27 protein-coding genes, 1 tRNA gene, 1 pseudogene and 1 other annotated feature are annotated in these 24,419 nt (G+C 36.4%); of the genes and pseudogenes, 27 read left to right on the forward strand and 2 right to left on the reverse strand.

What is annotated here, in order from left to right:
* Positions 1-233 precede the first annotated feature (233 nt).
* From AC1PU0_RS05670 to upp, 15 genes and pseudogenes are all read left to right on the forward strand, one after another.
* Positions 234-1,751 carry a flavocytochrome c gene (locus AC1PU0_RS05670; RefSeq protein ID WP_206849026.1) on the forward strand — a complete coding sequence of 506 codons (1,518 nt, stop codon included), beginning with the start codon at positions 234-236 and terminating at the stop codon, positions 1,749-1,751.
* A gap of 64 nt (positions 1,752-1,815) precedes the next feature.
* Positions 1,816-2,007, forward strand: a pseudogene (locus AC1PU0_RS05675) (hypothetical protein).
* Positions 2,008-2,721: 714 nt separating this feature from the next.
* Positions 2,722-3,483, forward strand: coding sequence for a tandem-type lipoprotein (locus AC1PU0_RS05680; protein ID WP_206848654.1), 762 nt, complete (start codon positions 2,722-2,724; stop codon positions 3,481-3,483).
* Positions 3,476-3,880, forward strand: a complete 405-nt coding sequence (locus AC1PU0_RS05685) for a hypothetical protein (protein ID WP_206848655.1) — start codon at positions 3,476-3,478, stop codon at positions 3,878-3,880. The genes AC1PU0_RS05680 and AC1PU0_RS05685 overlap by 8 nt, the downstream gene beginning before the upstream one ends.
* Before the next feature lie 71 nt (positions 3,881-3,951).
* The gene (locus AC1PU0_RS05690; protein ID WP_479998772.1) at positions 3,952-4,602 is read left to right on the forward strand and encodes a hypothetical protein; all 651 of its coding nucleotides are present in this window, start codon (positions 3,952-3,954) and stop codon (positions 4,600-4,602) included.
* A gap of 16 nt (positions 4,603-4,618) precedes the next feature.
* Complete coding sequence (locus tag AC1PU0_RS05695; RefSeq protein WP_206848657.1) at positions 4,619-5,011, forward strand: hypothetical protein; 393 nt, start codon at positions 4,619-4,621, stop codon at positions 5,009-5,011.
* A gap of 124 nt (positions 5,012-5,135) precedes the next feature.
* Positions 5,136-5,678: a hypothetical protein gene (locus AC1PU0_RS05700; protein WP_206848658.1), complete on the forward strand. Its 543-nt coding sequence runs from the start codon at positions 5,136-5,138 to the stop codon at positions 5,676-5,678.
* Positions 5,665-6,204 carry a hypothetical protein gene (locus tag AC1PU0_RS05705; protein ID WP_206848659.1) on the forward strand — a complete coding sequence of 180 codons (540 nt, stop codon included), beginning with the start codon at positions 5,665-5,667 and terminating at the stop codon, positions 6,202-6,204. The genes AC1PU0_RS05700 and AC1PU0_RS05705 overlap by 14 nt, the downstream gene beginning before the upstream one ends.
* A 90-nt stretch (positions 6,205-6,294) precedes the next feature.
* Positions 6,295-6,993, forward strand: a complete 699-nt coding sequence (locus AC1PU0_RS05710) for a tyrosine-type recombinase/integrase (RefSeq protein WP_206848660.1) — start codon at positions 6,295-6,297, stop codon at positions 6,991-6,993.
* A gap of 166 nt (positions 6,994-7,159) precedes the next feature.
* Positions 7,160-7,753, forward strand: coding sequence for a thymidine kinase (locus tag AC1PU0_RS05715; RefSeq protein WP_069654626.1), 594 nt, complete (start codon positions 7,160-7,162; stop codon positions 7,751-7,753).
* Positions 7,754-7,812: 59 nt separating this feature from the next.
* Entirely contained in the window at positions 7,813-8,886 is a 1,074-nt protein-coding gene (gene prfA, locus AC1PU0_RS05720; protein WP_069654625.1) for a peptide chain release factor 1, read from the forward strand.
* Positions 8,879-9,730 carry a peptide chain release factor N(5)-glutamine methyltransferase gene (prmC, locus tag AC1PU0_RS05725; protein WP_206837542.1) on the forward strand — a complete coding sequence of 284 codons (852 nt, stop codon included), beginning with the start codon at positions 8,879-8,881 and terminating at the stop codon, positions 9,728-9,730. Before prfA ends, prmC begins: the two co-directional genes overlap by 8 nt.
* 3 nt (positions 9,731-9,733) lie before the next feature.
* Complete coding sequence (locus AC1PU0_RS05730; RefSeq protein WP_206848661.1) at positions 9,734-10,771, forward strand: L-threonylcarbamoyladenylate synthase; 1,038 nt, start codon at positions 9,734-9,736, stop codon at positions 10,769-10,771.
* 55 nt (positions 10,772-10,826) lie between these two features.
* The gene (gene glyA, locus AC1PU0_RS05735; RefSeq protein WP_206848663.1) at positions 10,827-12,065 is read left to right on the forward strand and encodes a serine hydroxymethyltransferase; all 1,239 of its coding nucleotides are present in this window, start codon (positions 10,827-10,829) and stop codon (positions 12,063-12,065) included.
* A 79-nt stretch (positions 12,066-12,144) separates the two neighbouring features.
* Positions 12,145-12,774: a uracil phosphoribosyltransferase gene (upp, locus tag AC1PU0_RS05740; RefSeq protein WP_069645130.1), complete on the forward strand. Its 630-nt coding sequence runs from the start codon at positions 12,145-12,147 to the stop codon at positions 12,772-12,774.
* Positions 12,775-12,869: 95 nt separating this feature from the next.
* Here upp and AC1PU0_RS05745 read toward each other — a convergent pair whose 3' ends face one another.
* Positions 12,870-13,106, reverse strand: coding sequence for a hypothetical protein (locus AC1PU0_RS05745; RefSeq protein ID WP_069654621.1), 237 nt, complete (start codon positions 13,104-13,106; stop codon positions 12,870-12,872).
* Between the two features lie 137 nt (positions 13,107-13,243).
* On the opposite strand from AC1PU0_RS05745, the gene AC1PU0_RS05750 reads away from it, so the two are divergent.
* Both AC1PU0_RS05750 and AC1PU0_RS05755 read left to right on the forward strand, forming a co-directional pair.
* Positions 13,244-13,316 (forward strand) — tRNA-Thr (locus AC1PU0_RS05750).
* A gap of 143 nt (positions 13,317-13,459) precedes the next feature.
* Entirely contained in the window at positions 13,460-13,645 is a 186-nt protein-coding gene (locus tag AC1PU0_RS05755) for a hypothetical protein (RefSeq protein WP_069654620.1), read from the forward strand.
* 139 nt (positions 13,646-13,784) lie between these two features.
* Here the strand turns inward: AC1PU0_RS05755 and AC1PU0_RS05760 are convergent, their stop codons facing one another.
* Entirely contained in the window at positions 13,785-14,534 is a 750-nt protein-coding gene (locus AC1PU0_RS05760) for a hypothetical protein (protein WP_206848664.1), read from the reverse strand.
* Between the two features lie 236 nt (positions 14,535-14,770).
* On the opposite strand from AC1PU0_RS05760, the gene AC1PU0_RS05765 reads away from it, so the two are divergent.
* The 10 genes from AC1PU0_RS05765 to sufU all read left to right on the forward strand — a co-directional run bounded on the left by AC1PU0_RS05765 (position 14,771) and on the right by sufU (position 24,257).
* Positions 14,771-15,955, forward strand: a complete 1,185-nt coding sequence (locus AC1PU0_RS05765; protein WP_069654618.1) for an FtsW/RodA/SpoVE family cell cycle protein — start codon at positions 14,771-14,773, stop codon at positions 15,953-15,955.
* A gap of 18 nt (positions 15,956-15,973) precedes the next feature.
* Positions 15,974-16,330, forward strand: coding sequence for an arsenate reductase family protein (locus AC1PU0_RS05770; protein WP_206848849.1), 357 nt, complete (start codon positions 15,974-15,976; stop codon positions 16,328-16,330).
* Complete coding sequence (locus tag AC1PU0_RS05775) at positions 16,330-16,665, forward strand: glycine cleavage system H family protein (protein WP_069654617.1); 336 nt, start codon at positions 16,330-16,332, stop codon at positions 16,663-16,665. The genes AC1PU0_RS05770 and AC1PU0_RS05775 overlap by 1 nt, the downstream gene beginning before the upstream one ends.
* Positions 16,666-16,710: 45 nt before the next feature.
* Positions 16,711-16,955 (forward strand) — a binding site (T-box leader).
* A gap of 634 nt (positions 16,956-17,589) precedes the next feature.
* A complete protein-coding gene (locus AC1PU0_RS05780; protein ID WP_206848665.1) occupies positions 17,590-18,627 on the forward strand; it encodes a methionine ABC transporter ATP-binding protein in 1,038 nt (345 codons plus the stop codon).
* Positions 18,628-18,676: 49 nt separating this feature from the next.
* Positions 18,677-19,306 carry a methionine ABC transporter permease gene (locus AC1PU0_RS05785; RefSeq protein ID WP_181429516.1) on the forward strand — a complete coding sequence of 210 codons (630 nt, stop codon included), beginning with the start codon at positions 18,677-18,679 and terminating at the stop codon, positions 19,304-19,306.
* 35 nt (positions 19,307-19,341) lie between these two features.
* On the forward strand, positions 19,342-20,193 hold the full coding sequence (locus AC1PU0_RS05790; RefSeq protein WP_069654615.1) for a MetQ/NlpA family ABC transporter substrate-binding protein: 852 nt from the start codon (positions 19,342-19,344) through the stop codon (positions 20,191-20,193).
* Between the two features lie 306 nt (positions 20,194-20,499).
* The gene (sufC, locus tag AC1PU0_RS05795) at positions 20,500-21,270 is read left to right on the forward strand and encodes a Fe-S cluster assembly ATPase SufC (RefSeq protein WP_069654614.1); all 771 of its coding nucleotides are present in this window, start codon (positions 20,500-20,502) and stop codon (positions 21,268-21,270) included.
* 14 nt (positions 21,271-21,284) lie between these two features.
* Positions 21,285-22,571: a Fe-S cluster assembly protein SufD gene (gene sufD, locus AC1PU0_RS05800; protein ID WP_206848666.1), complete on the forward strand. Its 1,287-nt coding sequence runs from the start codon at positions 21,285-21,287 to the stop codon at positions 22,569-22,571.
* Entirely contained in the window at positions 22,568-23,803 is a 1,236-nt protein-coding gene (locus tag AC1PU0_RS05805; RefSeq protein ID WP_206848667.1) for a cysteine desulfurase, read from the forward strand. The genes sufD and AC1PU0_RS05805 overlap by 4 nt, the downstream gene beginning before the upstream one ends.
* A complete protein-coding gene (gene sufU / locus AC1PU0_RS05810; protein WP_206848668.1) occupies positions 23,790-24,257 on the forward strand; it encodes a Fe-S cluster assembly sulfur transfer protein SufU in 468 nt (155 codons plus the stop codon). The genes AC1PU0_RS05805 and sufU overlap by 14 nt, the downstream gene beginning before the upstream one ends.
* Positions 24,258-24,419 lie beyond the last annotated feature (162 nt).

The following is a 24,419-nucleotide window of genomic DNA, read 5'->3' on the forward strand; positions in this document are numbered from 1 at the left end:
TAAGAAATTGATTAAAAAAAATAGGAATCTAGCACAAATGAACAAGAACATGCTATTTTAATTGTGATAGAAGTAACATTGTTTTGGTTTTTATTTTTTTAAAAGGGGTGAAATAAGTTGCATCAGCTACTTTTTTCTTGAAAATTAATGTGAATTAAATCACATTTTAGCGGCTTTTTCTATAATGAAATAATCAGGGTTGATTGGATAAAATTTACCGAGGTGGGGAAAAAATGAAAAAAGTCATCATAAGTTTACTATCGTTGAGTTTGTTTGCTGGAATTGCTGTGGGCTGTACTAGTGATCAAGAAAAAACAGCGAAGAAAAGGAAAGAATCTAAAGAAAGCACAGAAGTTACTTCTGGAGCATCGGCCAATGGTTATACGGATTTAAGCGAGTTGAAGGATCAATATGATATCGTGATCATTGGTGCTGGGGGAGCGGGTATGACTGCGGCATTACAAGCCAAAGAAGCGGGAATGAATCCAGCCATTCTAGAAAAAATGCCCGTTGCGGGTGGAAATACAATCAAGTCGTCTTCAGGTATGAATGCATCAGAAACAAAATACCAAAAAGTCGAAGGGATCACTGATAGTAATGATAAATTTTTTGAAGAAACACTAAAAGGCGGAAAAGGGACGAACGACAAAGAATTATTACGCTTTTTTGTAGACCATTCAGCCGATGCAATTGATTGGTTAGATACAAAAGGCATCGAACTTAGCAACCTGACAATCACTGGTGGAATGAGCGAAAAGCGTACACATCGTCCAGCAGATGGTTCTGCAATTGGTGGTTACTTAGTGGATGGACTTGTTCGGAATGTCAAAGAAGAAAAAGTTCCGTTATTCGTCAATGCAAATGTCACTGAAATCACTGAAAAAGATGGTCAAGTGAACGGTGTCAAAGTGAAATTAAATGACAAAGAAATAAAAGAAATCAAATCAAATGCGGTAATCGTCACAACAGGTGGATTTGGTGCAAATAAAGAAATGCTTGAAAAATACGATCCCAAATTAAAAGATTACGTAACGACAAATCAAGAAGGTACAACTGGTGATGGGATCAAGATGATCGAAAAACTTGGTGGTGCCACAGTGGATATGAAAGAAATTCAAATCCATCCAACCGTGCAACAAGACAAATCATTTTTGATTGGTGAAGTAGTTCGCGGTGAAGGAGCTATTCTAGCATCGCAAGAAGGAACACGTTTTGTTAATGAAATGGATACCCGTGATAAAGTTTCTGCTGCTATTACTGCGTTACCAGAAAAATCAGCTTACTTAGTCTTTGACCAAGGTGTTCGTGATCGAGCGAAAGCAATCGATTTTTATAATGAACAGGGTTTTGTAGTCGAAGGAAAAACAATCGAAGAATTAGCCAAAAAAATCGATATGCCTGAAGCAAAACTAAAAGAAACCGTAGAACAATGGAACAAAGAGGTTCAAACGAAATCGGATACTCAATACAATCGTACAACAGGAATGGATCATGATTTATCAACTGGACCATTTTACGCAATCAAAATCGCACCAGGAATCCACCATACAATGGGTGGTGTGAAAATCAATACGAAGACAGAAGTCTTAAAAGAAGATGGTGCTCCAATCAAAGGCTTGTATGCCGCTGGTGAAGTAACTGGTGGGTTACATGGAGCAAACCGTATCGGTGGAAACGCTGTGGCGGACATCATCATCTTTGGACGTCAATCTGGAACAGAAGCTGCAAATTTTGCTGCTATTCAAAAATAAAATAAACTTAGAAAACCAATAGATCGAACGTTTCCATTTATCTATTGGTTTAGAATAATCAAAGGTGAGGTTGGGACAGAAGTGTTTAACTCCGAGAAATAAGAAGGAATTTACGAAAATTGCTCTTCAAATTTTTGCGACCAAGTAGGTACTGTACAACATCAACTTGTTCCTTGTTGTGTTTTACAGCAATTTCGGCTTATTTCCGAAGGAGTTGCTTCTGCGCCCACCGTTTATTCGGTTACTAAGAGCCTGAAACATACCCTTTTTAGTTATGTCCCAGGCTCATCTTTTTTTTACAAGAGTAAAAAGAGAACCTAGTGCAGTAGTACACAGCGATTCTAAACAAGTTATAATAATTCGTGATAATGACAATAAAAAACGTAAAAACAGTTAAATGATTTTAATTGGATAATAAGTAGTGAAATAAGTCATATTTACAAAACTAGAAAGGAATTAAAGAATGGAAGTTAAAATAGTAAGTCTATTACTGGGAATGTATCGCGTTCATCAGTAAACTTACAAGCACATTAAATAGCGTCGATATTTCTACGAGTGTTGCGAAAAGAACGAATGTGATTGGAAACAGAATAGAAAAATTTTCTTAGCTAATAAAGTAATAACATTGGGAGAATTAAATTACAGTGTACATTAATAGTTAACGCTAATAGTTAAATTAGATGATGCCAAATACACATGATGATTTTAATGCTAACCAATTAGATATTGATAATGCTACACTAGCATTGCAACAGGCAATTAATAATTTAGTTTAATATAATAATACTAAGTAGAGGGATAGTAAGCTAAAAGCATACTATCTCTTTTTTTTATCCATAAATCAGTAACATTATTTAAAATTAAATAACGAAAATGTAATATATAACTATCTATTTCATCCTACTTTTGGTAAAATAAATATTGATTAAGGTGTAAATAAATTTCATCCTGTTTAGGAGGAGAAAATATTTTGAAAAAATTATATTTATTTATAGGAGGACTAATGATAATGAGTGGATTAACTGGATGTGAAACAAAAAATAAAGCAGAAATTGAACAAAGTTTTGATAAAGTATTAGCAATGTATCCAACACCAAATCTGGAAAGTTTCTACGATATGGAAGGCTATAAAGATGAAGAATTTGATAAAGATGATAAGGGGGTTTGGGTGTTAAATTCTGACTTTTCAATGAGTAAAACAGAAGAAGGAGATTTATTTACAGAAGGTATGCGACTAAGAATTAACAGGAATACACGGAAAATGAATGGTTATTATTATGTTTCTATTACTCCCAATTCTTTTGGAAAAAGCAGTGAAACTACAAAGTACCCGGTAGTTTATACTGATAATGGCTTTCAATCAAAAGAAGAAATTTCCGACAAAGAACTTCAGAGAAAAATAGAAAAATTCCAATTCTTTGTTCAATATGGAAAATTTGACAAACTAGATTCATATAAGAATTTAAAAAAAATGTACAATCCAGAGGTTCCTATGTATGAATTAGAATATCAATTAACAAATGATGATTCAAATGTAAAGGAACTAAGAAAAAGAAATGATATTTCTACAGAGGTACCGCCAACTTTATTGTTAAAAGGTACAGGTAGTCTAGATGGGAGTTCGGTAGGGTATAAGCAAGTGGAGATTAGGTTTGATAAAAAATTAAGTGTTTATTTTTCTGATTTCATTGATTTTCAACCTCTATCCGAGGAGGACTTAACAGTTGAGTAAATATGAACTTAAAGATAAAGGAATTAAAGTAGATAGTGAACCAACTAGTGCTGTAGCCACAATCTCTTATGAAATTGAAAATGCATTGGTAAATGGTGTATCAGATAGAGATATAATTAAGCAACTAGAAGCATTGCAAGAAAATAAAAAGTTCCCTTCTAATCTCCAACTAGTAGATGCATTCTATGACCCTAAAACCAGTTCAAGTGGTGTAGCATTTCTAGATAACAACACAGGAAAAGTTGTGGTTGGCTTTGCAGGTACTAACTTTGATAATGGATTTTTTGGAGAAGGTTCTAAAGATGTTGGGCAATGGGGGAATATAGCCTTTAAAGGGGATGGTCCTTCCTCAGCGTATTTTGATGCTAGTAATAAGTTTATGAACGGTTTAAAATGACATGGGCAAGTCCTATTAATGCACGATGGCAACAACGAGAGAAAATGAAACAAGAAATGAAGAACCGAGAAATGAAACAAACAATTGCAAGTTTAAACGGCTATACCATTATTTGTAGTACCTTAGGAACTAAAAAAACGTGGTACCTGATGAAAAATGGCAAAATTGTATCGCCAAAAGCGCATTCTAATCTCTATAATCAATTAGAAAAATGTAAAGATTATCTAGGTAAAGACCAATACAAAGTCGAAAATGTAAAAATAATGAGAAATGAAATGCCGTTAGCTCCTGGGTTTGGAGGAATATTGGGCAATGTTGATAAAATAGGTAAAGGAATTGGTATAATTAGACAAGGTGCAGGAGTTATTAAAATAGGACAATCTATTTTGGATATAGTAAACAATGCACCACAAATAAGCAATTCTAAAAGTAGTGACAAAATTGTGGATGATATTCTTGAAGGTGCTAAAGATACCACTAGACCTATTGGGAAAGCAAAAAATTTTGAAAAAGATGGTAACATGGATGATGCTGTTGATGATTTCAATTCATTAAATCCTAAAAATGTGAAAGAAATTAAGACTCAGTATGGAGATGGACTTCATGGTGTTTTAGAAGATGGTACTAGAATTTCGGTAAGACCTGGTAGTGGTACTGGAGGCTCAACCTTAGAAATAAAGGCTCCAGGAAAACCATTAATAAAAGTTAGGTACGGAAAATAGAAAGGAAGAAACAAATATGTTAGAACGATGGTATGAATACGATGACAGTAATATACCGATTGATACTTATGAAGTATCTGAAATAGTCCAAAACTTAGAAGGAACAATAATAAAGCTTGTAGGAAAAGAAAATAATATTGATGTTATTTTCGGTTTTGTTGATTCTTTACGAATTACAGATGAGGGAAGACGAATTAGAACATATAATGAAGTAGCAGGCATCCAAAAATATAGAGAGAATTTTGTTGGTAATCCTATCTATAAGGTAGAGCAATCAAAATATGTTGAGTGGATAGAAAAAGAAAGTGGTGGTTTTTGTGGTGATGTAGAACATTATGTTATTATCACAGAAAATGACCTTATAGACATAATCTCTACTTTTCCACCTGCTTTTGAAAAAAGGTATTAAAATAATACCTTTTTATACAATTTGATAACATATAAAATCATAGGCTGTAGGCTTAGAGAGACAATTATATTGATTGTACTCTCTTTTTTGTACTCACATTATGAAAGTTGAAGAAGTAAAAGTAATGAGAAATGAAATGCCATTATCACCCGCTTTTGGAGGAATATTAGGAAACATTGGTAAAATAGGTAAAGGTATTGATATAATACGAAAAGGTATCGGAACAGTAAAAGTCGGTAAATCTGCGGTAGAAGCAATAAATTCTGCTAGAAGTGTTGAAGCAAGTAAACGAGTAAGAGCGGTTAATCCAAAAGACTTATTACCACAACAAGGATTAGTTACAGGTGAAGTCGAAGGGGCTCCTCCAGTTGATGCTGGTAAACAAGGAAAACACCAAGAAGGTCACAGGAACAATAAACAATCAAAAGAAGATAAATCAACTTGGATTGATGGTGGAAATGGTGTAGCAGACACACAAGAGGCTTGGCAAAAAGGAAGATGGGCTGATGGACGTGAGGGCACTGTGAAAGAATATGATTCAGGAGAAGTAGTTGGTAGTGACGGAGTAACGACTGAAATTGTAGTTCATATCGACGGAAAAGGGAACATCCATGGATATCCTAAAATACCTAAAGAAGTAAGGAGGAGACTTAATGAACGCAAATGAACAAGCGATTAATTTTGTAAATAGAAGTTTGAAAGAAGGGGACTATGGATATGTCCTAAGAAAATATGTGTACAGCGATGAATGGGATGAACACTTATTAAAAAATATGGAGGGAATAGTGTTTAAACCGTCAGGCGGTTTTGAGTATACTAGATGTTTTTCGTATATGTTTATGGAAGACATTAAATTAAAAAATTCATTTTTTTCAGATAAATCAACTAAAGAAATAATGGAACGTGGTTATATAGAATATATTGGATTAAAGATATCAGCAATAAGTCCGTTTTTCACTATCAGAAAAGCACAATACCAAAATCCTAAAGAAGGTATAACTTTTGATATAGTCGATTTAACAGACTTTAAAAATAAAAAGTTAGAAAAAAAATATACAGAACTAATAGAAGTTTTAACTGAACAAAAACTGATTTTGGTTGACAGAGAAGAATTAAAAAAAGTACCTTTAGATATTCCATTAGAAGATTACGAACCAGAAGAAGTAAATTGTGCTAGTTATTTATTTGAATAATAATAACTTAAAGTAGGAAGTGTAGAAACTTCCTACCTCTTTTTTTATGTTTCCCATTAACCCCAGAGAGGCTTTCTAAGGTTTTTTAAAATGAAGAAAAAAGATGAGGAAAAGTATTTGACAGCAAAAGAATTAAACGAATTTTTTGAAAAATTTGAGGAGCAAAGTAAAATAAAAAAAGGTGGTAGAAATGGTCAAGTAATACAATATAAAACACTATTTACCTTATTAGTAATGACAGGTATTCGCATAGGAGAAGCGTTAGCATTAAACTGGTCAGATATCGATTTTAACAAACAAACACTAACAATTAATAAAACACAAGTAGAATTAAAAAGAAGAGTAGATGTATCTAGTCCAAAAACAGTAAAGTCTAATAGAGTTATTCCAATTACTTCTAAATATTTGTTAGAATTACTAAAAGAATGGAAAGTTTCGCAGAAAAGAACAGAAGAAAAATTTAACCGTGAAAATAGTGAGTATTCAGGTATTGTTTTTTACAATATTGCACAAGAAAGAAGATATATTAATAGTACGATAAATTACAAATTGGAAGTTTTGTGTGAATCGATGGGCAGAGAAAAATTTACTGCACATGCATTTCGACACACGTTTATCACATTATTAACAGAATATGAAACGACTAAAAATAAATTGAGTAGATATGTAGGACATACAACAAAAGATAAAACAATGACAGATAGTTATACACATACGAGTCCAGATTATATAATAGAAATAGCTAACAAAGCAGATGAGATAATTGTTCCACTGATACAAGTGGGATAATTATCTTTTTTTATTCTTCAAAAAAAGGAGCAGGTATGACTGCAGGTATAGAAATTTTTAGGTAAGTGAAAACCCTTGATACATAAGCCTTAAATTTACCACTGTAAAAAACTTCGGTTTTATAGTAAAATACGAGAGGAACTAAACGAGAGGTGACGACGAAGGAATGGCACAATTATTTTTTAAATATGGCGCAATGAACAGTGGGAAAACCATTGAGATCTTAAAAGTAGCACACAACTATGAAGAACAAGACAAGCCTGTTGTGATCATGACAAGTGGACTTGATACTAGAGATGGCGTAGGTGTCGTTTCAAGCCGTATTGGCCTTAGAAGAGAAGCCATTCCCATTTTTAAAGAAACAAATGTTTATGAATTAATCCAAAAGCTAGAGTATAAACCTTACTGTATATTAGTAGACGAATCTCAATTTCTAGGAAAACAACATGTGATTGAATTTGCTAGAGTGGTAGATGAACTTAATATTCCTGTTATGGCTTTTGGTTTGAAGAATGATTTCCGTAATGAACTATTTGAAGGATCAAAGTATTTGATGCTATATGCTGACAAATTAGAAGAACTCAAAACAATCTGCTGGTTCTGCCACAAAAAAGCCACAATGAATTTACATTACATTGATGGTCGACCCGTTTACGAAGGAACCCAAGTTCAAATTGGAGGCAACGAAGCCTATTATCCAGTGTGTCGAAATCACTATTTTCATCCGCCAATTGACGGTGAACAAGTAGCAAATAAGTAACTCCGTAAAAAAGAGGAAAAATAAAAAACAGTGACTTAACGAAAAAGGAGCAACCAACTATGTACGATCAGTTACAATCAATCGAAGATCGCTATGAAGAGCTAGGCGAATTATTAAGCGACCCAGAAGTGATTAGTGATACGAAACGCTTTATGCAATTATCTAAAGAGGAAGCGAATACTCGCGAAACAGTAGACGTTTATCGCCGCTATAAACAAGTAGTAGAAGGAATCAGCGACACAGAAGAACTGTTAGGCGAAAAATTAGATGCTGAAATGGCAGAAATGGCGAAAGAAGAACTATCAGAATTAAAAAAAGAAAAAGACGTTCTTGAAGAACGAATCAAAATTTTACTATTGCCGACAGATCCAAATGACGATAAGAATATCATTATGGAGATCCGTGGTGCAGCAGGTGGAGATGAAGCAGCTTTATTTGCAGGAGATCTATTCGGGATGTACCAAAAATATGCGGAATCTCAAGGCTGGAAGACAGATGTCTTGGAAGCTAGCATCACTGGGATTGGCGGATATAAAGAAGTAATCATGATGATTTCAGGAGACAATGTCTTCTCTAAATTAAAATACGAAAGCGGCGCACACCGTGTGCAACGTGTTCCTTCAACAGAATCTCAAGGCCGTATTCATACATCTACTGCAACAGTCGTTGTATTACCAGAAGCAGAAGAAGTAGAATTGGATCTTGCGGATAAAGATATCCGTACCGATATCTACCATGCAAGTGGAGCCGGTGGTCAGCACGTCAATAAGACAGCTTCTGCCGTTCGTTTGACCCATATTCCAACAGGAATTGCTGTAGCGATGCAAGATGAACGTTCACAAATCAAAAACCGTGAGAAAGCGATGAAAATTTTACGTGCGAGAGTCTATGACCAAATGCAGCAAGAAGCACAAAGCGAATACGATGCGAATCGTAAATCCGCTGTTGGTACTGGAGATCGTTCTGAACGAATTCGTACTTATAATTTTCCGCAAAACCGTGTGACCGATCACCGTATTGGGTTAACGATTCAAAAACTAGATCAAATTTTAGCTGGAAAATTAGATGAAATCGTCGATGCTTTAGTGTTATACGATCAAACATCAAAATTAGAAGAGATGCAAAATGGGTAACCGTTATTTTGAAGTCCTTGAACGGGCTTCTTCTTTTTTAGAAAAACATGGGAAAGAAGGATACAGTATCCTCTTTGTTTTTCTAGAAAGAAAGGGGTGGACGAAGACGGATTGGCTACTCCATTTAAAAGATGAAATAACATGTGCAGATGAACAACAAATCAATGAGGACTTGAAGCAACTAGCTAATAATTATCCGCCACAGTATCTATTGGGTTACGGTGATTTTTATGAACAACGTTTTCTAGTCAACGAGCATACCTTGATTCCTAGACCTGAAACCGAAGAATTAGTAGACCGTTGTTTAAAAGAAAATCCCAACCAATCTCTAACTGTTGTTGATGTAGGGACTGGGACGGGGGCGATTGCAATCAGTTTAAAATTAGCTCGTCCAAACTGGCAAGTGACAGCCATCGATATTTCCGAAGAAGCATTGAAAGTCGCAAAGAAAAATGCACAACAACTAGAGGCTGAAATTGAGTTTATTCACGGCGATGCGCTAAAACCGATAAAAAACAAAAGGATTGATATCTTGATTTCAAATCCTCCCTATATTAGTAATGCTGAATGGGCATTAATGGATGAAAGTGTTCGGACATACGAACCAAAAACAGCATTATTTGCGGAAAATGATGGATTAGCTATTTATCAGCGATTAGCTGACGAAGCAAAAGATAAACTGAATCCAGAAGGAAAAATTTATTTGGAAATCGGTTTTCAGCAAGGAGAGGCCGTTAAAGAACTTTTCCAGCAAGCATTCCCTCAAAAACAAGTAGAAGTTGTCCAAGACTTATCAGGAAATGATCGAATGGTGATTGTTTCAACTAAAAAAGAGGAGGGATAAAAAGTGGAAACAAAACAATTTACAACAGACGAAATTGGTGAAGCAGCAGAGTTGATCCGTCAAGGAGAACTGATAGCCTTCCCAACTGAAACAGTATATGGACTTGGCGCAAACGCTTTGGATGAACAGGCAGTAAAGCAAGTATACACTGTAAAAGGACGACCTAGCGACAATCCATTGATTGTACATGTCAGTGGTTTTGAAATGGTCACACACTATGTGACGGATTTTCCTAAACATACAAAGGCACTTGTCGATGCTTTTTGGCCTGGTCCTTTGACCTTGATTTTCGATGTGAAACCTACTACGTTTTCTACTACAGTTACGGGTGGTTTAAATACGGTTGCTTTTCGGATGCCTAATAATTTGAAAACAATTGAATTGATAAAAGAAGCAAATGTTCCTTTGGTTGGGCCAAGTGCAAATACTTCTGGCAAACCTAGCCCAACAACCGCGAAGCATGTCTACCATGATTTACATGGTAAGATCGCTGGTATTTTAGATGATGGACCAACACAAATTGGAGTAGAATCAACCGTTCTAGATTTGACTACAAAAAATGGAGTTCCCGTCGTATTAAGGCCAGGTGCTATTACGAAAGAGCAGTTGGAACAGGTAGTAGGAAAAGTGACGTTGGATCAGCATTTAATCACTGAAAAGGAAGCTCCTAAGGCGCCAGGAATGAAGTATAAGCATTATTCTCCTGATGTTCCAGTCTGGATCATAGACGGCGATAAAGATGTATTTGACAAAGCGATCAATTGGGCCAAAAGTAAAAATCAACGAATCGGGCTATTTACAAGTGATCGTATCACATCAGCATTTTCAACTGAGGTAACAGCTATTTTTTCTTTTGGGGAAGATACAGTGGAACAAGGGACTAAACTGTTATTTGCTGGTCTCAGAAGTTTAGATGAACAGAATATCGATGTTATTTTTGCCCAAGCTTTCCCAGAATCAGAGTTAGGGATCGCTTATATGAATCGTCTAAAAAAAGCAGCAAATCAAAAAATATTGAAAATTGATTCTATTTTCGAGTAGAGAGCTTTTAAGTATGATACAATCGGTACAAACAAATGAAATGGAGGCTTGTTTAATGGATTATAAAACAGTTGATCCGGATTTATGGGATGCTATTGAAAAAGAGAACGAACGTCAAGAAAACAACTTGGAGCTGATTGCATCGGAGAACGTTGTTTCGAAAGGTGTGATGGCTGCGCAAGGAAGTATTCTTACAAACAAATATGCGGAGGGATATCCTAGCAAACGCTATTATGGTGGCTGTGAATTCATTGACATCGTTGAAGACTTAGCAATTGATCGTGCGAAAGAATTATTTGGAGCTAAATTCGCAAATGTACAACCACATTCTGGGTCACAAGCGAATACAGCCGCTTATCTTTCATTGATCGAACCAGGGGATACTGTTTTAGGGATGGATTTGTCTGCGGGAGGACATTTAACTCATGGATCACCAGTAAACTTTAGTGGCAAAACGTATAACTTTGTAAGTTACGGCGTTGATCCAACAACAGAAGTAATCGATTATAATGTCGTGCGTATTTTGGCACGTGAGCATCAACCAAAATTGATTGTAGCGGGTGCCAGCGCGTATTCTCGTACCATCGACTTCGAAAAATTCCGTGAAATTGCGGATGAAATTGGTGCAAAATTAATGGTAGATATGGCGCATATTGCAGGACTTGTAGCAGCTGGTTTACATCCAAATCCAGTTCCTTTTGCAGATATCACAACATCAACAACACATAAAACATTACGTGGGCCTCGTGGTGGGCTTATTTTAACTAATAATGAAGAGTTAGCGAAAAAAATCAATAGCAATATCTTCCCTGGTATTCAGGGCGGACCATTAGAACACGTGATTGCTGGTAAAGCAGTTGCTTTTAAAGAAGCATTAGATATTACCTTTAAAGAATACAGTGAACAAGTGATCGAAAATGCGAAAGCGATGACGAAAGTTATCAATCAAACACCTGAAGCGCGTTTAGTAAGCGGATCAACTGATAATCATTTGTTATTGATCGATGTTAGTGGTTTTGGTTTAAATGGAAAAGAAGCAGAAGCGATTCTAGACAGTGTGAATATTACAGCGAACAAAAATTCAATTCCATTTGAACAGCTTAGTCCATTTAAAACGAGTGGTATTCGGATTGGTACTCCTGCGATCACAACTCGAGGCTTCAAAGAGGATGATTGTGTTGAAGTCGCAAAATTGATCGTTAAAGTGTTAAAAAATCATGAGAATGAAACGACTCTTTCTGAAGTTCGGGCTGCAGTTAGTGAGCTTACAAAAAAATATCCACTTTATAAGTAAAAGATTCGAGTGATTGACTAGTCAATCGCTCGATTTTGTTTTACAATAGGAAGGAATAAATTATTGAAGGAGAATGAGCATGGGAAAATTCCAAGTTATTGATCATCCACTGATCCAACACAAATTAACAATCATTAGAGATAAAGATTGTGGAACAAAGGTTTTTCGTGAAGTCGTGAATGAAATTGCAATGCTAATGGCATACGAAGTTTCAAGAGATATGCCGTTAGAAGACGTTGTGATCGAGACACCGATCTGTGAAACAACACAAAAAACATTATCTGGTAAAAAGGTTGCAATCGTGCCGATTTTACGTGCAGGTATTGGAATGGTAGATGGTATTTTGGAATTGATTCCAGCAGCGAAGGTTGGACATATCGGGTTATACCGTGATCATGATACATTAGAACCAGTTGAATACTTTGTGAAGATGCCAGAAGATATTGACGCACGTCAATTATTTGTAGTGGATCCAATGCTTGCTACAGGCGGATCAGCAATCATGGCAATCGATGCATTGAAAGCACGCGGCGGCAGCAATATTAAATTTGTATGTCTCGTTGCAGCGCCAGAAGGTGTGAAAGCATTACAAGAAGCACATCCTGATATTGATATTTATACTGCAGCATTAGATGAGTATCTAGATAAAGATGGCTACATCGTTCCAGGTCTTGGCGATGCTGGTGACCGTTTGTTTGGAACCAAATAAGTAAACGACAAAATAGCTGAGTAGAGAGATGAACTCTCTCTACTCAGCTATTTTTTTAATTAAAAAATCCATCCACTAATAATGGATGGAAGAGTCTATACTTTTTGTAATTTTTTGTAATTGATGACAATCACACCATTACTTTTGACCATTAAATCAGTGTTATCAGATTTCTCATCAATTTCCACTACAGCAGAATTATTTAATTGTTTCGTGATAATCCCAGTCTGTGGTTGACCATGCATCAAGAAAGTGACCTGAGTATCAACAGTGAATAAATCCCCTTCAGAAGAAGGCTCAACAGGACGATTAAAGTTACCGAAATTAGACATTCAAAAAAACTTCCTTTCTTAACTTCTTTTATTATACCACATTTAAAGAAAAATTTCAGAAAACTAAATTTATTTAAAAAAAGACAGGTTTTTGTCTTTACAAAAAATAAGTTTAGTTCTATAATTTGCATTGTATTGCCAGCTTAGCTCAGTCGGTAGAGCAACGCACTCGTAACGCGTAGGTCGTAGGTTCGATTCCTACAGCTGGCATAAAAGAAAGGCTCAACATCTTGTTAAGTAAAGATGTTGAGCCTTTTTATAAAGAAGTTTAATAAATTCGTAGATAATCTTTGTATATTTGCAAAAATAAGCCTACACTCGAATAAGAAGTAAGTATATAGGAGGAATGCATCATGTCAGAAAATGTTGATAAAATCACTAAATTAGTCAATGAAGCAAAGAAAAAAGTCGAACGCTTAGAAGACAAACGTCAAGAAAATCTTGGGAACTCTATCAATTACATTGAAAATGAACTGCAGATCCAACGTTTGTATGCGCAAATCGAAGCTTATGAAGAAGTCTTAGATTTTGTAGAATAATTTGATTCTCGTAATAACTTAGTAGACTATATAAAGGGTGAATTTGAATAGGAGTCTGGGACAGAAGCATTTAATCCCACACCCCTATTTTTTTCATTTAAATTCAATAGAAATACTATTTCATTTACGTATATTCTCACTAGTTGCTTTCATCATAAAGAATGAATTTTCTTCGATTAATTAAATCAGTAGCGCCTAAAACTTCATTTGTTTTGTCATATCGGAATGTAATATAAGGAATCTGCTTTTTATCTGAATATAATGTACTGGCCGTTTTATCTTGAATTAGAAAGCCGATTGTATCCATATATTTCTTCTTCATACCATTACGTTCATACTTTACATCTAAAGGTACTGTTACTAGCAAGCTCCGATAACTATGATATTTTTTGTCAATATTGATAATCATACTTTCAGAAGAAGCAATAATTTCTTCTAATAGTGCAGGCATTGTAGCGTTGATTTCTTCTTCTATCAACCTATTTTCTTCCTGTTTAGCTACGAATTTACTATAATCAACGTTAACTTGGTATTGAATCTTTTCTTTTTCTTTATAAGATGAAAAAGAAACATCTGTTGTAGGTGCCTGTCCATTTATAAAAATATTTTTCCAAATAAATGAACCGTCTTTCTCAATTTTGAGCACACCTCGTGGTTCTTGTAAACTGAGGCCATTCTTATTTTGGATGATACTAGCAGAAAAACTGCTGTATTTGGCTTTTCCAGTAAGTTGAAATTGGCCATTTTCATCTGATTCAATCGTATCCTTTTCGAGCGTGATCCAAGGTTCATCTGAAGCTTGAGATTTGTTTTCTTTATCAGTAGGCTTCCCACAGCCACCAAGTGATAATAGAAGCAGACTAATTCCCAACACGTAAATCTTTTTCAACGTTATTCATCTCCTTTAAATGTTATTATATAGTTTTGCTGAGGAACAATGCAATGTATAACTAAATTGATATTTATACGTTTATTGAACGTCACATTTGTCAAAATAAAAAAATACAATTATAACGACTCAATTTGTACTTTAAAGTTTTTCAAAAATCGTCAAGACTATACTTTCTTTTCTTCCTATAGAAAGTTATAATAAAAGACGTATGATTTAAGGAAAAGGGATGACGAATGAATAAAAATAAACTAATGCGTAATTTAGATAATAGAATCGATTATGGTGTGATTTTACCGGTATTCCTTCTTTCAATCATCGGAATACTGTCACTTTATGTAGCATTGAGCAATGATCCAAATCGACCAGAAATCGGCAATATGCTCATGAAGCAAGGATTATGGTATTTGGTTGGTGGTGTTAGTATTGTGATCGTCATGCATTTCAGTTCTAAGCTCCTCTGGCGATTGACCCCGGTGTTTTATGTGATTGGGTTGATCATGATGGGTTTGCTTCTAAAATTTTATGATCCGTATCTAGAGGCGCAAACAGGCTCTAAAAACTGGATCAGTATTGGCGGAACGACTTTTCAACCTTCGGAATTAATGAAGGTAGCATTCATTTTGATGCTGGCTTATGTAGTGACGATGCACAATGTGAAGAATGTCAATCGGACAGTAAAATCTGATTTTTGGCTGATTGGCAAAATGTTGTTGGTTACGATGCCGGTGATTATCTTGATTTTACTCCAAGATGATTTTGGGACGATGCTAGTCTTCCTAGCCATTTTTGGCGGAGTATTTCTGATGTCGGGAATTTCTTGGAAAATTATCTTGCCGACTTTTTTGGCCGCGTTACTAGTTGGAGCAGGAACGATTTACTTAGTAACGACAACAACTGGACGGGAATTTCTTTATTCTGTTGGATTTAAACCGTATCAGTTTGATCGAATCGATTTATGGATGAATCCTTTCCATCATGATCCAGACCGTTCATTCCAGCCAGCTTTAGCAATCACTGCAATTGGTTCTGGCGGTTTACTTGGCAAAGGATTTAATGTCAGTGATGTTTATGTACCGGTTAGAGAGTCAGATATGATTTTTACTGTTGTAGGTGAGAACTTTGGTTTCATTGGCGGATGCTTTATTATTTTGCTCTACTTTATCTTGATTTACCGCATGATTCGTGTGTGTTTTGACACAAATAATGAATTTTATGCCTACATTGCAACTGGAATCATCATGATGATTCTATTCCACGTATTTGAAAATATAGGAGCGAATATCGGACTTCTACCATTAACAGGGATTCCGTTACCATTTATTAGCCAAGGTGGTTCCTCGATTTTAGGAAATATGTTAGGTGTAGGATTGATTATGTCAATGAAATATCAAAAAGAAGCAACGATTGAAGACTATTAAATGAAAGAAGGCGTTGAAATGTACACATTTTTCTGGTATCCAAAATGTTCGACTTGTAAGAAAGCAAAAGCTTGGTTAGATCAACAGCAGGTAAAATACGAAACGATTGATATGATCGAACATCCACCTACAGCTAAACAAATAGCAAGTTGGATGGAACAAAGTGATTTACCAGTCCGCCGTTTCTTTAATACAAGCGGCATTCGTTATAGAGAACAAGGACTGAAAGATAAAGTCAATGACTTTTCAATCAAAGAAGCAAGTGAATTACTGGCAACCGATGGTATGTTGATCAAACGTCCTATTTTTGTTAAAGGAGGTCAATTTTTAGCAAACGGGTTTAAAGAATCTGACTATGAAGGAGCTATTGACTAATGGCTGAAGAATTGAAAATAATCGATAGTTTATGGGTTTTAAAAACAGATGCTGGCTATAAGATTGGTTTAACGAATGAAGCACAAGAAGACCTAGGAAACATCACTTTTGCAACAATGCCTAAAGTTGGTCAAACGTTGGAAAAAGGGGATTCGCTGATTGAATTGGAAGCTGAAAAAGCTGTCAGTGAATTTAGTAGTCCCATTAGCGGAACGATCGCAGCGATTAATGAAGCAGCTGCGCAAGACCCTAGTGTGTTAGATGATGCAGAACAAAAAAATGCCTGGATTGCTATTCTCACGGACATTGATGAATCAGAATTAACCCAAGTATAATAATTGACAAGCTATTTGTATATTGCTATAATTTCATCAATAAAAGTAAAAGCTTTGAAAAGAAGAGTACATGTCAAACGTGTTTGAAGAGAGCCTTGATTGCTGAAAATAGGCAACATAGTTGAGATGGAAGATGGTCTTTGAGCGGAATAAGTGAGCAGATGTGAACTTATTACGGGAGTGCCCGTTATAGCACGACAGTATACGAGTTCAAGTACTGTATAAGGCTATTATTGTGAAATAATAGTAAATCAAGGTGGTAACACGAAAGACAAGCTTTCGTCCTTATGTCAGATTAATGACAGGGACGGAGGCTTTTTATTGTGAATCACTACGACTGGCTTTGCCAGAGTAGATGATGAACAATACTTGGCGAACGAAGTGAGAGAAGTTTCCTTACTAGTGAATCACCATCAAGTTACTACGTCTAAAAAGGTAGACGAGTGTCACAAGAAGTAAGCGTACCAGAGTAGATGATGAACAATACTTGGCGAACGAAGTGAGAGAAGTTTCCTTACTAGTGAATCACCATCAAGTTACTACGTCTAAAAAGGTAGACGAGTGTCACAAGAAGTAAGCGTACCAGAGTAGATGATGAACAATACTTGGCGAACGAAGTGAGAGAAGTTTCCTTACTAGTGAATCACCATCAAGTTACCACGTCAAAAAAGGTAGACGAGTGGCATAAGAAGTAAGCGTACCAGAGTAGATGATGAACAATACTTGGCGAACGAAGTGAGAGAAGTTTCCTTACTAGTGAATCACCATCAAGTTACTACGTCAAAAAAGGTAGACGAGTGGTACAAGAAGTAAGCGTGCCCGATGAAAAATAAGATAATTAATCTGTCTATTATTTCACAACACAGCGCAAAGCATGTAGTATAATAAAAAAGAAGCAAAACCAAAGAAAGCGGAGGGGAAAAAATGCCTCTAATTGAATTACAACACGTAAAAAAAGAATTTTCTGGTAAAAGTGGACAAGTAACAGCTGTGAGTGATGTTTCATTGACAGTCGATCGAGGAGATATTTATGGCATCGTCGGCTATTCTGGTGCCGGTAAAAGTACATTGGTTCGTTTATTAAACGGTTTAGAATTGCCAACGCAAGGTGAAGTCGTTGTCCAAGGGCAAAATGTTGCACAAATGGCGAACCGTGAACTACGTCAATTTCGAAAAAAAATTGGGATGATCTTTCAACATTTTAATTTATTATGGTCAAGAACGATTCTAGAAAACATCATGCTCCCTTTAGAACTTGCCAATGTTCCAAAGAACGTGAGAAAAGAACGGGCCCAGGAACTTTTAAGTTTAGTTGGATTAGAAGGTCGTGGGGATGCTTACCCAAGCCAATTATCTGGTGGGCAAAAGCAGCGTGTAGGGATTGCTAGAGCGTTAGCGAATAATCCTGAAATCTTGCTTTGTGACGAAGCAACGAGTGCACTAGATCCGCAAACGACGGATGAAGTATTGGATCTACTGTTAGAAATCAACAAAACACTGAATTTAACGATTGTTTTGATTACCCACGAGATGCATGTGATTCGCAAGATTTGCAATAAAGTTGCCGTGATGGAATTAGGACAAATTGTAGAAGAAGGTGACGTTTTAGAAGTCTTTAGAGATCCTAAACAAGCTGTTACAAAACGCTTTGTCCAACAAGAATTAGAACCTAAAGAAGACACAGAAGAGTTATTACAAGAGCTGATTCAGGAAAATCCAGCGGGACTTGTAGCGACACTTCAATTCAGTGGAAACAATGCAAATGAGCCTGTCATTTCACAAGCAATTCGAAAGTTTGCTGTAGATATCAATGTGGTTCAAGGACAAGTGCAACAGGCTAAAGAAGGTGCATTTGGCACACTTACAGTCATGATCACTGGGTCATCGATTGAAGTAGAAAAAGCAGTAACGTTCTTCAAAGAAAAAGAAGTAGGTTTGGAGGTGATTCACCGTGGCGAATGAAACATTTGTAGAGAAGTATTTAAATTTTAGTCGGGTGAATCCAGAATCAATGAAACAAGCCGCAATTGATACATTATTCATGACGATTGTTGCGATGATTTTTGTTATTATTATTGGGTTTTTGTTAGGGCTATTACTGTATAGCTTAAGTCGTAATAAATCACCATATGCAAAGGTATGTTACAGCATTTTGTCAGTTGTTAGTAATATTTTTCGATCGATTCCGTATATTGTTTTGATTATCTTATTGATGGATTTCTCAAGAAAACTAGTTGGGACAGGAATCGGCGCAACAGCAGCAATTCCTTCATTAATCGTATCAGCAGCACCATTTTATGCTCGCTTAGTTGAAATTGCGTTTCGTGAAGTTGACAGTGGGGTGTTGGAAGCGGCAGATGCAATGGGTGCTTCTAGAATCCAAAAAATCTTTAAAGTACTCATTCCCGAAAGTACCCCAGCACTACTATCTGGTGTGACACTTACAACAATTACGATGATTGGTTTTACTGCAATGGCGGGAATCATTGGCGGTGGTGGACTTGGTGGCTTAGCTTATCAAGAAGGGTTCAGCCGTAACAATAATACCGTTACGTTGATAGCTACTGTTTTAATCTTAGTTATTGTGTTTATCATTCAATTTGTCGGTGATCAATTAGTGAAACGTTCTGACAAACGATAAACAATCAAAATAGAAAACAATTGGAGGAAGTAAATATGAAAAAGAAATTATTCGGTTTAGCAACATTAGCAGTTGTGGCGTTTGGCTTAGTCGCTTGTGGTGGATCAAAAGACAAAACAGATGATAGTCAATCAGCTGGATCTGAAAAAGAATCTTCTGTTCTAAAAGTTGGCGCATCTGCTTCCCCCCATGCAGAAATTTTAGAACAAGTAAAACCCATTCTTAAGAAAGAAGGCATTGATTTAGAAATCGTTCAATTCGATGATTATATTTTGCCAAATAAAAACCTAGCTGAAGGCGATATCGATGCAAATTACTTCCAACATATCCCTTACTTTAATTTACAAGTTAAAGAAAACAACTATGATTTCGCAAATGCTGGCGGTATTCATATCGAGCCAATGGGCCTTTATTCAAAACGAATCAAAGATATCAAAGACTTAAAAGAGGGGGCAACAGTCATTACCTCAAATTCAGAATCTGACTGGGGTCGTATCATTACAATTTTACAAGATGCTGATTTAGTAACGGTCAAAGATGGGGTTGATTTAGAAACAGCAACGTTTGAAGATATCGATAAAAATCCTAAAAACTTGAAGTTTATCCATAATATCAATCCAGAAGTTCTAACAACAACATATAATAATGACGAAGCAGATCTTGTCGCAATCAATGCAAACTTTGCATATAGTGCAGGTTTAAACCCTTTGAAAGATTCAGTGTTACTTGAAAAAGATAACTCACCCTATGTAAATATTGTGGCTGTTCGTTCAGAAGACAAAGATAGTGATAAAATCAAAAAATTAGTAGATGCATTGCACAGTAAAGAAGTTCAAGATTGGATTCTTAAAAAATGGGATGGATCAGTAAAACCAGTAAATAAATAATAATGAAATCTGAAACAAGTGCTTAAACTGCTTGTTTCAGATTTTTTGTTCGAGTTGAAATAATATCGAAATGAAATAGATATTTTGTTCAATTTTGTGGCTGTTTTCATGTAAAAAGGAAAAAAGTAATTTTTAATGAAAGTATAGATAGCCATTTTAGAAAGATTCTAATTAAGTCTATTTTTTCACAAAGAAAAGCTAGACTAAATAAGAATTATTCTAGTAAAGAGATTGCTTATCATTCTCAATTAGGATAAAATGAATGAGAACGATAAAACAATAATTTTAAGTTGGAGGGAATTGTACATGTCCGTTTTAGAAATTAAAAATTTGCACGTATCAATCGAAGATAAAAAGATTTTAAAAGGGGTTAACCTGACCATGAAAACAGGTGAAATCCACGCAATCATGGGGCCAAACGGAACAGGTAAATCAACCTTATCTGCTGCGATCATGGGAAATCCTAATTATGAAGTCACAGAAGGCGAAATCTTGTTTGATGGCGAAAATGTATTAGATCTTGAAGTGGACGAACGTGCCCGTCTAGGATTATTCCTTGCAATGCAATACCCAAGTGAAATTCCAGGAATCACAAATGCTGAATTTATGCGTGCCGCAATCAATGCTAAACGTGATGAAGACGATAAAATTTCAGTCATGGAATTCATCAAAAAATTAGACAAAAAAATGGACCTTTTAAATATGCCAGAAGAAATGGCTGAACGTTACTTAAACGAAGGCTTCTCTGGTGGAGAAAAGAAACGGAATGAAATCTTACAATTATTGATGTTAGAACCAACATTTGCAATCTTAGATGAAATCGATTCTGGTTTAGATATCGATGCGTTGAAAGTTGTCTCAAAAGGCGTAAACGAAATGCGTGGCGAGAACTTTGGCGCTTTGATCATCACTCACTACCAACGTCTATTGAACTACATCACACCTGATGTGGTGCATATCATGATGGAAGGCCGTGTCGTGAAAACTGGTGGTGCTGAACTTGCGAAACGTTTAGAAGCAGAAGGCTATGCTGGAATCAGCCAAGAATTAGGTATCGAATACAAAGAAGAAGCATAAGGAGGACAAGATAAATGAAAGAAATAACAACAGCGAATTATCTTGACGACATCAACGCTTTTTCAGCCCGTAACGAAGAACCTACTTGGATGACGGACTTACGTGTAGCGGCTTTAGAAAAAGCTGGAAACTTAGAATTACCAAAGATCGAGCGTGTGAAATTTCACCGTTGGCCTTTGTTTAATGTGAATACTGAAGAGTATGCACCTGAAACGATGAATATCCCAAGCTTTGATGCAATGAAAGACAATCCAGTGATCGTACAACAAGGATCAATCACAGCGTTTGAACAACTTTCAGCGAAATTAGCCGATCAAGGGGTGATTTTTACTGATATGTTCACAGCCTTGCAAGAACATGGCGATTTAGTCAAAGAATATTATATGAATAAAGCAGTTGAAATGGATGAAGATAAATTAACAGCGTTCCATACAGCTTTTATGAATAGTGGAGTGTTCTTATATGTACCGAAAAATGTTGTCATCGAAGAACCGATTGAAGCAATCTTTATCCAAGATTCAGCCAGTGAAGAATCATTCTTCAAGCATGTATTGATCGTAGCGGACGAGCATAGTGAGTTCAGCTATTTAGAACGATTCCAAACAATTGGCGATCAAAAAATAAAAATATCAGCTAATATCGTGGTTGAAGTGATTGCAAAAACTGGTGCAAAAGTGAAATATTCTGCCGTAGATCAATTAGGCGTAAATGTTTCAACGTACATGAACCGTCGTGGACACATTATGCGTGATGCATCTATTGATTGGGCGCTTGGCGTGATGAACGATGGTGACGTGGTTGCTGATTTTGATTCAGATTTAGTGGGTGAAGGTTCTCATTCAGAAGTCAAAGTTGTAGCAATCAGTGCTGGCAAGCAAACACAAGGAATTGACACTCGTGTAACCAACAAAGCCTCTCACTCTGTGGGCCATATTTTACAACACGGAGTTATCCGTGAACGTGGGACTCTAACATTCAACGGAATTGGTCATATTCTAAAAGGCGCTAAAGGGGCAGATGCCCAACAAGAAAGTCGTGTCTTGATGCTTTCTGATAAAGCCCGTGGTGATGCGAACCCAATTCTATTGATCGATGAAAATGAAGTAACCGCAGGACATGCAGCCAGTGTAGGTCGTGTTGATCCAGAAGAAATGTACTATCTAATGAGTCGTGGTTTACGTAAAGATGATGCAGAACGTTTGGTTATCCGTGGCTTCTTAGGTTCCGTAATCACAGCGATTCCTGTAAAAGAAGTGCAAAAAGAATTTGTAGACGTAATTGAAGGGAAGTTGAATGCATGATAAACGCAGATAAGATTCGGCAGCAGTTTCCCATCTTGTTTCAAGAAGTCAATGACGAGCCGCTTGTTTATCTGGATAATGCAGCAACAACTCAAAAACCTAAAGCAGTTTTAGATAAACTGACTTATTATTACGAACACGATAATGCTAATGTTCACCGTGGTGTGCATACGTTGGCAGAACGTGCCACGAAAGATTATGAAGCGGCTCGTGAAAAAGTTAGAGCCTTTATCAATGCCAAAGAAACAGCGGAAACGCTCTTTACCCGAGGCACAACGACGAGTTTAAATTGGGTCGCAAAAAGCTATGGTGATTTAGCGGTTGAAGCAGGGGATGAAATTGTGATTTCCTATATGGAGCATCACTCTAATATTATTCCTTGGCAACAACTAGCGGAACGCAAAGGCGCAACCTTAAAATATATCGAGATTACAGCAGATGGCTTTTTAGATATGGAAAGTGCAAAACAACAAATCACGGATAAAACCAAGATTGTTTCGATCGCACATGTATCGAATGTTTTAGGTGTGATCAATCCAGTGGCAGAGTTGGCAGAGCTAGCTCATAGTCACGGTGCTGTCATAGTTGTCGACGGTGCTCAAGCTGTTCCTCATATGCCAGTGGATGTTCAAGCAATCGATGCTGATTTTTACGCATTCAGTGGGCATAAAATGTGTGGTCCAACTGGAATTGGTGTATTATATGGAAAACGTGAATTACTAGATCAAATGGAACCCGTAGAATTTGGTGGGGAAATGATCGATTTCGTGAATTTGTATGACAGTACGTGGAAAGAACTGCCTTGGAAATTTGAGGCTGGAACCCCAAATATTGCTGGAGCAATTGCGCTAGGTGCGGCAATCGATTTTCTAACAGAGATTGGTTTAGAAGAAATTCATCAACATGAAGCAGAATTAGTAGCTTACGTGTTGCCAAAACTATTGGAGATCGAAGGTCTGACGGTTTACGGACCACAAGATCCAGCTCATCATACAGGGGTTTTGGCCTTTAATTTAGATGGCTTACACCCACATGACACGGCGACAGCGTTGGATATGGAAGGAGTGGCAGTTCGTGCAGGACATCATTGTGCGCAGCCATTACTGAAATATTTAGACGTTCCAGCGACAGCTCGTGCAAGCTTCTATCTTTATAATACCAAGGAAGATGCCGATCGATTGATTGAAGCAATTTTAGCGACAAAGGAGTTTTTCCAACATGGCTCTATCTAGATTAGATAATTTATACCGTCAAGTGATTTTGGATCATTCAAGTCATCCTCATCATCATGGAACATTGGCAGAATCAAGCAAGAAAATCGAAATGAATAACCCAACTTGTGGCGATGTGATCGAATTGCAAGTGGCTATCCAAGACAATGTTATTAAAGATATTGCCTTTAGCGGAAGTGGTTGTTCGATTAGTACGGCAAGTGCTAGCATGATGACAGATGCGGTGATTGGGAAGACATTAGCTGAAGCAGAACAGTTAGCTGAAGATTTTTCTCAGTTGGTACAAGGAAATGATGTGACGGAAGAAGAAAAACTAGGTGATGCAGCGATGCTTAGCGGTGTAGCGAAATTTCCAGCACGGATCAAATGTGCAACATTAGCTTGGAAAGCATTAGAACAAGCAGTTGAAAATGACGGACAAGGAACCGCAGGACAATTACACTGCGAAGAATAGAAAATTAGTGAGAAATCAAATAACTAGAAACTAAACGTTTGATTCTCAACCTAAATTAATCAGTGAGAAGTCAAGCAGGTTCTCGGCTGTTTCCTAAAATAATCAAAATCCAAAAAGCGGATTGTGCTTATTTTAGTCCAACAGCTCGAACCTAAACGCTTG

The sequence above is a fragment of the Enterococcus sp. XAF26B05_ASV22 genome, from assembly GCF_056727285.1.

Bases quoted from the DNA above. Each gene is read 5' to 3' on its own strand.
- AC1PU0_RS05670 (WP_206849026.1), top strand. From the start codon at position 234: ATGAAAAAAGTCATCATAAGTTTACTATCGTTGAGTTTGTTTGCTGGA.
- AC1PU0_RS05690 (WP_479998772.1), top strand. From the start codon at position 3,952: ATGAAACAAACAATTGCAAGTTTAAACGGCTATACCATTATTTGTAGT.
- AC1PU0_RS05695 (WP_206848657.1), top strand. From the start codon at position 4,619: ATGTTAGAACGATGGTATGAATACGATGACAGTAATATACCGATTGAT.
- AC1PU0_RS05700 (WP_206848658.1), top strand. From the start codon at position 5,136: ATGAGAAATGAAATGCCATTATCACCCGCTTTTGGAGGAATATTAGGA.
- AC1PU0_RS05705 (WP_206848659.1), top strand. From the start codon at position 5,665: ATGAACGCAAATGAACAAGCGATTAATTTTGTAAATAGAAGTTTGAAA.
- AC1PU0_RS05710 (WP_206848660.1), top strand. From the start codon at position 6,295: ATGAAGAAAAAAGATGAGGAAAAGTATTTGACAGCAAAAGAATTAAAC.
- AC1PU0_RS05715 (WP_069654626.1), top strand. From the start codon at position 7,160: ATGGCACAATTATTTTTTAAATATGGCGCAATGAACAGTGGGAAAACC.
- prfA (WP_069654625.1), top strand. From the start codon at position 7,813: ATGTACGATCAGTTACAATCAATCGAAGATCGCTATGAAGAGCTAGGC.
- prmC (WP_206837542.1), top strand. From the start codon at position 8,879: ATGGGTAACCGTTATTTTGAAGTCCTTGAACGGGCTTCTTCTTTTTTA.
- glyA (WP_206848663.1), top strand. From the start codon at position 10,827: ATGGATTATAAAACAGTTGATCCGGATTTATGGGATGCTATTGAAAAA.
- upp (WP_069645130.1), top strand. From the start codon at position 12,145: ATGGGAAAATTCCAAGTTATTGATCATCCACTGATCCAACACAAATTA.
- AC1PU0_RS05745 (WP_069654621.1), bottom strand. From the start codon at position 13,106: ATGTCTAATTTCGGTAACTTTAATCGTCCTGTTGAGCCTTCTTCTGAA.
- AC1PU0_RS05755 (WP_069654620.1), top strand. From the start codon at position 13,460: ATGTCAGAAAATGTTGATAAAATCACTAAATTAGTCAATGAAGCAAAG.
- AC1PU0_RS05765 (WP_069654618.1), top strand. From the start codon at position 14,771: ATGAATAAAAATAAACTAATGCGTAATTTAGATAATAGAATCGATTAT.
- AC1PU0_RS05770 (WP_206848849.1), top strand. From the start codon at position 15,974: ATGTACACATTTTTCTGGTATCCAAAATGTTCGACTTGTAAGAAAGCA.
- AC1PU0_RS05775 (WP_069654617.1), top strand. From the start codon at position 16,330: ATGGCTGAAGAATTGAAAATAATCGATAGTTTATGGGTTTTAAAAACA.
- AC1PU0_RS05780 (WP_206848665.1), top strand. From the start codon at position 17,590: ATGCCTCTAATTGAATTACAACACGTAAAAAAAGAATTTTCTGGTAAA.
- AC1PU0_RS05785 (WP_181429516.1), top strand. From the start codon at position 18,677: ATGAAACAAGCCGCAATTGATACATTATTCATGACGATTGTTGCGATG.
- AC1PU0_RS05790 (WP_069654615.1), top strand. From the start codon at position 19,342: ATGAAAAAGAAATTATTCGGTTTAGCAACATTAGCAGTTGTGGCGTTT.
- sufC (WP_069654614.1), top strand. From the start codon at position 20,500: ATGTCCGTTTTAGAAATTAAAAATTTGCACGTATCAATCGAAGATAAA.
- sufD (WP_206848666.1), top strand. From the start codon at position 21,285: ATGAAAGAAATAACAACAGCGAATTATCTTGACGACATCAACGCTTTT.
- AC1PU0_RS05805 (WP_206848667.1), top strand. From the start codon at position 22,568: ATGATAAACGCAGATAAGATTCGGCAGCAGTTTCCCATCTTGTTTCAA.
- sufU (WP_206848668.1), top strand. From the start codon at position 23,790: ATGGCTCTATCTAGATTAGATAATTTATACCGTCAAGTGATTTTGGAT.